The organism is Bacillus haikouensis, from assembly GCF_013179555.1.
In the GTDB taxonomy this organism is placed as follows: Bacteria; Bacillota; Bacilli; order Bacillales; family Bacillaceae_B; genus Rossellomorea; species Rossellomorea haikouensis_A.
The window spans coordinates 1-7,385 of sequence record NZ_JABMCR010000207.1; the positions used below are offsets into that span (position 1 = coordinate 1).

The following is a 7,385-nucleotide window of genomic DNA, read 5'->3' on the forward strand; positions in this document are numbered from 1 at the left end:
CTATTCATAACGGACGAAAAATCATTGTTTCGGGAACCCCTATTTTCAATGAAAAAAAGGAAATTCTTTATGTCATCAACAGCGTAAGGGATATCACTGAACTGTTGAAACTCAAGCTCAGGATTGAAGAACTCCAAGAATTAAAGAATCTTAGGCAAAGCACTAATGCTACCTTCACAAACGATTCAATCCAGTCATCATTTTATCAAAGTGAAAAAATGAAGAATACATTCGAGCTCATCAACCGAGTGGCGAAAACGGATGCAAAAGTGCTTCTTCAAGGTGAAACAGGGGTCGGTAAAACAATCGTTGCGAAGTACATTCATGAGCACTCAAACCGTACCGCAGGAAGCTTTCTGGAATTGAATTGCAGTGCCCTTCCTTCAAGTTTAATCGAAGCCGAACTATTTGGGTATGAACCCGGGGCATTCACAGGAGCTCTCGCAAAAGGAAAAAAAGGGCTGTTGGAAATTGCTGATAACGGCACCTTATTCCTTGATGAGATAGGCGATCTGCCTTTGGAGCTTCAAGTGAAATTACTCAAGGTCATCGAGGACCAGGCATTCATCCCGATCGGCGCTTCAAAACTGAAACAAATCAATGTAAGGATCATTGCCGCTTCACACAAGAATATTAAAGATCTCGTAATGAATGGTGAGTTTCGGGAAGATCTTTACTATCGCTTAAACGTGGTACCAATCGAAATCCCTTCCTTACGAGATCGCCATGAAGAAATCATCCCGCTGGCAGAGCAATTTCTTGAGGACTTTAATAACGAATATGGAACGACCAAGACATTAAGCATCGAAGCATTGAATATCCTTCATGAATATAAATGGCCCGGAAATATTCGGGAACTAAAAAATTGCATGGAACGTTTAGTTGTCACATCCCCTCTTGAAACCATAGATTCAGCGGATTTGCCACAAGAGCTCTCAGAGGCAAGCAACAAGCAAAAGGACTTCTCATATGAAATCGGGATCATTCCATTAAAAGAAGCGGTTGACAATTTAGAAAGAAAGTTAATTACAAAAGCATTAAAAAAATATAAAACAACACGCAAAGCTGCCGAAGTCTTACAAATCAGTCAATCAACAATCGTACAGAAAATGAAAAAATGGGAGATTTGATTATATTTTTAATCAAATCTCTTTTTTTGATTCATTTTCTAATCATCATTACTGACCTTCTTCATATATAACCCTCTCAATTTAACTTTTCTGAAAGTTGGCACAAAAATTGCATTACCTTTTACAAAAAGAATTTTCCTAAAAACTATTTAAGAGTTTACTAATAAGAAAGGAGCACGTCATCATGACAATATCCACATTCAAAATTGCCAACAAACTCATTACAGGAAAAGGGGCTACAGAATCAATACCTAAAGAAATTCAGCGTCTGGATATAAAAAATCCTCTTATTGTGACGGACGAAATTTTACAAAAAGCAGGCGTCGTCGATCAAGTCACCCCATATTTGAAAGGGCTTACTTTCGGGATGTTTACGGGTGTAAAGCCTGAACCTGAATTTTCAGTTGTGCATGATTGTACGAACATGTTCAAGGAAGGGGCTCACGATGGACTGATTGCCATCGGCGGAGGAAGTGCCATTGACATCGCCAAAAGTGTTTCTGCTTTTGCAGGATTTGATGGAAAGCTCACGGATTTGGTAGGGACAGATCTCGTACCGAAGAAAGGCGCACCGATCATCGCTCTCCCCACTACAGCCGGGACCGGTTCCGAAGTAACGAATATCTCGATTCTTTCTGATAAGGAGGCTCAGCTGAAAAAAGGAATCGTCAGTGATTATCTGCTGCCTGATGTTGCGATTGTGGCACCTGAGATGACATTGACGATGCCGCCTTCTGTTACGGCGGCAAGCGGTGTTGATGCACTTGTTCATGCAATCGAGGCCTACATATCGGTGCACGCCTCTCCAATCACTGATGCACTGGCTATATATGCAATTAAAATGATCGCTGAAAATCTGCCGAAAGCTTACGCAAACCCGTCCCATTTGGATGCGCGTGAAAACATGGCAACGGCAAGTTTGATGGCCGGTATGGCATTTGGAAACGCCGGAGTGGGCGCTGTACATGCCCTCGCTTATCCCCTCGGAGGACGTTACCATATTCCACACGGAGTAAGCAATGCCCTTCTCCTTCCTTATGTGATGGAATGGAATAAAATTTCCTGTATGGAGCGTTTCCGTGATATCGGATTGGCTTTAGGTGAAAAAGTAAGTCATTTATCTGACGCCGATGCTGCAGATAAAACCGTCCATGCAATGAAACGATTGTGCAGCTTAGTGAATATTCCATCTGGACTACGGGCCTTCTCCATACCTGAAAGCGATATTCCGGAAATGGCTGCAGATGCAAGCAAGATTGAACGTCTCTTAGACAATAACCCCCGCAAACTGACACTAATAGAAATAGAACAAATTTATCAAGCGGCCTACTAGGCTGCTTGTCAATAAGGTTGGGATGAAATAATTAAATAAAAACGGGAAAAAGAGTCTTATCTATTCTGAAAAGGGGTATATAATATGTGGAAAAACCGTAAACATGGTGAGGAATCACCATACATTCCATTAGGACCATTTAAATTAAGACTTCCTTTTATCCATTATAAGTTTGAGTGGCCGGACTATGTACAGGGACTGCTCATGTGTGCAGTGGACTTAGCCGCAATTCCATTGATGATTGAATTATTGGGGATGCCATTTGAAGTTGCTTTGGCTGTCGTGTTATTGAATGGTTTACTTTATTTGACACACCATTTACTTGGCGACCCGGTTGTTCCTGGCTGGATCACACCGGCCATCCCTTTAATCATGGCTTATGTATCAACGTTTCCAGAAGGTGAAGAACGGGTGCATGCACTGGTCGCATTCCAGCTCACACTCGGTCTCTTCTCCATTTTCTTAGGGGTGACCGGCCTTGCAAAGAAAGTGGTATCGTTTGTTCCACCTGCGATTAAGTCAGGTGTCATTCTGGGTGCCGGATTCGCTGCGGTTATTTCGGTTTTCCAGGTTGGAGGCCGTTTCGAAAGTTTCCCATGGACAATCTCAATCGCTGTAGGGATTGCATTCTATATCATTTTCTCGCAGCATTTCAATCAGCTTAAAAATAAGAGCGCTTTATGGGGACTGATAGGGAAACTCGGAATTTTCCCTATCATTATTTTAGCGGTCATCATTGCTCCTTTATTCGGGGAAGCACCATGGCCCACGATTGAATGGGGCTTGATTAATCCCGATTTCAGTACTCTTTGGAATGAATATACGGTATTCGGGGTAGGATTCCCTTCTGCCATGTTATTTATAAGCGCCCTGCCGACAGTACTCGCAGCATACATCGTCTTATTCGGTGACGTTCTTCAAAGTAAGGCATTGATTGAAGAAGCAGATGATCTCCGCCGGGATGAAAAAATCGACTATAATCCAAACCGGGCACATATGATTTTCGGGGGACGGAATACAATCATGAGTATCCTTGGTCCTGATGTTACGATGGCAGGTCCCTTATGGGCAGCCATGCAGGTAGTCGTCATCGAACGATTCAAAGAAGGAAAAAAAGCGATGCATTCCCTCTTTGGGGGATCAGGCTCTTTCAGATGGGGGACTAATACCGGGCTTCTATTACTCCCGATTGTTAGTTTAGTAGAACCGATACTCGGAATTGCACTGGCTCTTACTCTATTAATCCAGGGTTACGTCAGTGTCCGTGTAGGTATCCTTGAAGCACGCAGCCATAGAGATCTTGGGATTGCAGGGATCATTGGCGCGGTGTTAGCGACCAAAGGAGCGACTTGGGGCTTTGCAGTCGGAATCATTCTCTGTGTACTTATTTATGGAAAGAAGTTTTTCAAAGGAGAAAATGATAAAATATTCACTAAAGATCTAGAAGAAGATGAAATCAAAAGAATTTCTTAACATTTAAAGAGGAGGCTGAACATGCAACACTACAATATGATCATTAACGGGGAAGAAATCGGCAGCGACTTACCTAAGGTGGAAGTGACCAACCCAGCAACTTCAGAGGTAGTGGCCACGATCCCAAAAGGCGGGAAAAGTGAAGCGGTGAGTGCAGCGGACGCCGCCTATAATGCATTCCGCGACTGGTCCCAGCATTCTGTCTACGAAAGAAGCGAGCTAATCCGTAAATGGTACGACCTGATCAATGAACATAAAGAAGACCTCGCCCGGACTATGACGATGGAACAGGGTAAGCCTTTAAAAGAAGCGCTGGGTGAGATCCAATATGCCAACGGCTTCATCTCCTGGTATGCAGAAGAAGGCAAACGGGTATACGGCAAACAGATCCCGGCCACACAACGAAATAAGCGATTGTTTGTTTCGAAGCAGCCTGTCGGGGTCGTGGCTGTCATTACACCATGGAACTTCCCTGCTGCGATGATCACACGGAAAGTGGCACCAGCTCTCGCTACCGGGTGTACAGTCGTCATCAAGCCGGCTAATCTTACACCATTGACCGCTTTGAAAATGGCTGCCCTTGCAGAAAAGGCGGGTATTCCGAAAGGCGTCATCAACGTCGTCACCGGTGATTCGAAAGCAATCGGTGAAGCATGGCTCGAGGATACACGCGTGCGCAAGCTGACCTTCACCGGATCGACCGAAGTGGGCAGACAGCTGATGAAAGGATCCGCTGATACCATTAAGAAAATTTCCCTGGAACTTGGCGGACATGCCCCTTCCATCGTTATGGACGACTGTGACATCAATAAAGCAGTCGAAGGTGTCGTTGCCTCCAAATTCCGCAACGCAGGTCAGACATGTGTATGCTCGAACCGTGTATATGTACATGAGGATATCGCTGAAGAGTTCACTCAGAAGCTTGTGGAAAAGGTAAGCGAACTGAAAGTCGGAAACGGGCTTGAAGAAGGCGTGGACATTGGACCTCTTATCGATGAAGGTGCAGTGGAAAAAGTTCAGAATCATATCGATGACGCGGTAAGTAAAGGGGCGAAAGTAGTCATCGGAGGAAAAGCCGGCAAGGGATTATTCTTCGAACCTACTGTCCTTACCGATGTGAGTGAAGATATGCTGTGCATGACGGATGAAACATTCGGACCGCTTGCTCCGATTTCTACGTTTAAAACACAGGAAGAAGCAATTGAACGCGCGAACAATTCCATCTACGGTCTTGCAGCTTATGTATTCACAGAAAATATTCAAAAAGGAATTCAAATCTGTGAACAGCTTGAGTACGGAATCGTAGGCTTGAACGACGGTGTCCCTTCCACCCCGCAGGCTCCTTTCGGCGGATTCAAGCAAAGTGGATTGGGTCGAGAGGGCGGACATCATGGAATTGAGGAATATTTAGAAGTAAAATATATATCTGTCGGATTATAAGTTACAAGGTTCATCCTGCCAATTTACAAACCCCCCATCATAGTACCGATGGGGGGTTTCTTGTTTCCTAATGCCGGCAGAATGTGTTTTCAAATAAAAAACAGCCAAAACAGAGCTGACTGCCTGCTTTGCAACTGACTATTCCCCTTCTGCATCTTCCTTCAAATCAAGCCAGGTCAACACCTCTTTTAAGATTGTGTTCACCTTTTTACTCACATATTCTTCCCCGTATATGCGCTTCGCTTTCTCGAGATCTTGAAGAACGCCCTCATCCAAATCAATAAATGGTGCATCCTCTTCCATATCATTATATAGCTCAATCATTGCTTCTAATCCCTCTTGCATCTTATCAATGGCATCGCTGTACTTTTCGGTTTCATCTTTATTCGCTCTCATATTATCACCCATCAATAGTATGCGTGGAAATTGATGGGATTATACTTTATTCCGCTAAAGGTTCATCCCTCGATGTTTAAAAAATCAAAGTCTCATATTGTTATTTACCGGATTAATGGATACCGCGAATTTGTTTTGCACTAAGAATGATTACCATTGTTACAGATATTAGTAAAATACTACTCCAAAACATAATTTCTTGAATAGTTAATCCAAATGTCAGGAGCATTGAAGTAACTCCATAGGATATTGGTGTTAATCCCATTGAACTGATTGTCATTAAGCTCATGATCCTTCCCAGATATTCTTTTGGAACCTGTTTTTGAATGATACTGATCACCGGTAAAGTTGTTATCTGAATAAAACCGCCAACCAAAAAGATTGCAGCCAAACCTGATACCAGGGAGGAAGTCTGGGAAAATAAAAAATAGCTGAAAGACAGTGAAAGCAGGGAATATAAGGCTATTTTGCCTCTATGGCGATTTGTATTCCAAATGAACATGATGACAGAGCCGATTAACAAACCGATTGATAATGTCGCCTCAATCATACTATAAGTCATAGCTGTACCATCGAGAATACTGTTTACGAATATAGGAAGACCCATGAATAATGGACCCACTATAATCAGATTTATAAGAACTGAAATCAGTATAAGCCCCTGCAGCAGACTTGAATTTTTTATATATTCCAAACCTTCCATCAACTCTTTTTTGAGGGGGTGCCCCCTCTTATTTGCATTTACTTTACTTTCTTGCATTAAATATAATGGAAAGGTACCAGCTGCAAGTAATATGGCAACAATCAGGAACGTTATTTGAAAGTTAAAAATCGTGATTAACACCCCGCAAATCAATGGACCCGACAACATCGAAAGTTGATTTGTGCCCTGGATCAAAGAGTTGGCTTTCGTCAAATTATGATCTTCTGTAATGATCGGAATAATAGAATCCCTTGCCGGATAAAAAAATGCTCCCAATACCCCAAAAGCTATTGCATAGATAATAAAAATACTAATTGGTATGACGGAAAAAGCAATGAGAACCACTACTAAACTAAAAATCAATATCACCCTTGTGAGATCCGACCAAAACATAAGACGTGTTTTATCCCATCGGTCTGCAATTACGCCGCCAATAAATAATAAAATGATCTGAGGCAGAGTTGAGCCAATCATTACAAACCCAACTGCCGCTTGCAAATCAAGGATTGTTACAATATACCAGGATTGTGTAAACAAAAACATCGAAGCTCCTAAACTTGAAAATATACTTGAAGCCAATAAATATATAAATTGCTTATTTTTCCAAATTGAATCTTGTTTAACTTGAAGTTGAATCGATTCTTCCATTTCAATCTCCCTTCCTAACTAAATAAATATACAAGAGTTATTAAACAAAAATTAAATAAAGCATGTGCGATTATGGGAACATAGATAGAGTTAGTTCTTTCATAAAGAAGGGCAAATACAATTCCATTTATGAAGTTAACAGGCAGGATATCTAATGACGGCAGGTGTACGAGTGAGAAGATTAATGAACTTAATAGAATTGCCTTCTTTATACCAAATGTATTGCGTATGGTTGGATAAAGAAAACCTCTGTATAGAATTT

Annotated in this window: 7 protein-coding genes; 4 read left to right on the top strand and 3 right to left on the bottom strand. The window is 42.0% G+C overall.

Features of this window, described 5'->3' with window-relative positions:
* The 4 genes from HP456_RS17120 to HP456_RS17135 form a co-directional block, all read left to right on the top strand.
* Positions 1–1,130, top strand: a 1,130-nt coding sequence (locus HP456_RS17120) for a sigma-54 interaction domain-containing protein (RefSeq protein ID WP_172253330.1), incomplete at its 5' end; no start/stop codon positions are given.
* Between the two features lie 184 nt (positions 1,131–1,314).
* Positions 1,315–2,463: an iron-containing alcohol dehydrogenase gene (locus tag HP456_RS17125; RefSeq protein WP_172253332.1), complete on the top strand. Its 1,149-nt coding sequence runs from the start codon at positions 1,315–1,317 to the stop codon at positions 2,461–2,463.
* A gap of 84 nt (positions 2,464–2,547) precedes the next feature.
* Entirely contained in the window at positions 2,548–3,936 is a 1,389-nt protein-coding gene (locus HP456_RS17130; RefSeq protein WP_172253334.1) for a hypothetical protein, read from the top strand.
* A 21-nt stretch (positions 3,937–3,957) separates the two neighbouring features.
* Complete coding sequence (locus tag HP456_RS17135) at positions 3,958–5,376, top strand: NAD-dependent succinate-semialdehyde dehydrogenase (RefSeq protein WP_172253336.1); 1,419 nt, start codon at positions 3,958–3,960, stop codon at positions 5,374–5,376.
* Between the two features lie 138 nt (positions 5,377–5,514).
* Here the strand turns inward: HP456_RS17135 and HP456_RS17140 are convergent, their stop codons facing one another.
* From HP456_RS17140 to HP456_RS25670, 3 genes are all read right to left on the bottom strand, one after another.
* Positions 5,515–5,772, bottom strand: coding sequence for an atypical membrane-integrating protein (Mistic protein) (locus HP456_RS17140; protein WP_172253338.1), 258 nt, complete (start codon positions 5,770–5,772; stop codon positions 5,515–5,517).
* A gap of 112 nt (positions 5,773–5,884) precedes the next feature.
* A complete protein-coding gene (locus HP456_RS17145; protein ID WP_172253340.1) occupies positions 5,885–7,123 on the bottom strand; it encodes an MFS transporter in 1,239 nt (412 codons plus the stop codon).
* A 14-nt stretch (positions 7,124–7,137) separates the two neighbouring features.
* Complete coding sequence (locus HP456_RS25670) at positions 7,138–7,383, bottom strand: CPBP family intramembrane glutamic endopeptidase (RefSeq protein ID WP_376766231.1); 246 nt, start codon at positions 7,381–7,383, stop codon at positions 7,138–7,140.
* Positions 7,384–7,385 lie beyond the last annotated feature (2 nt).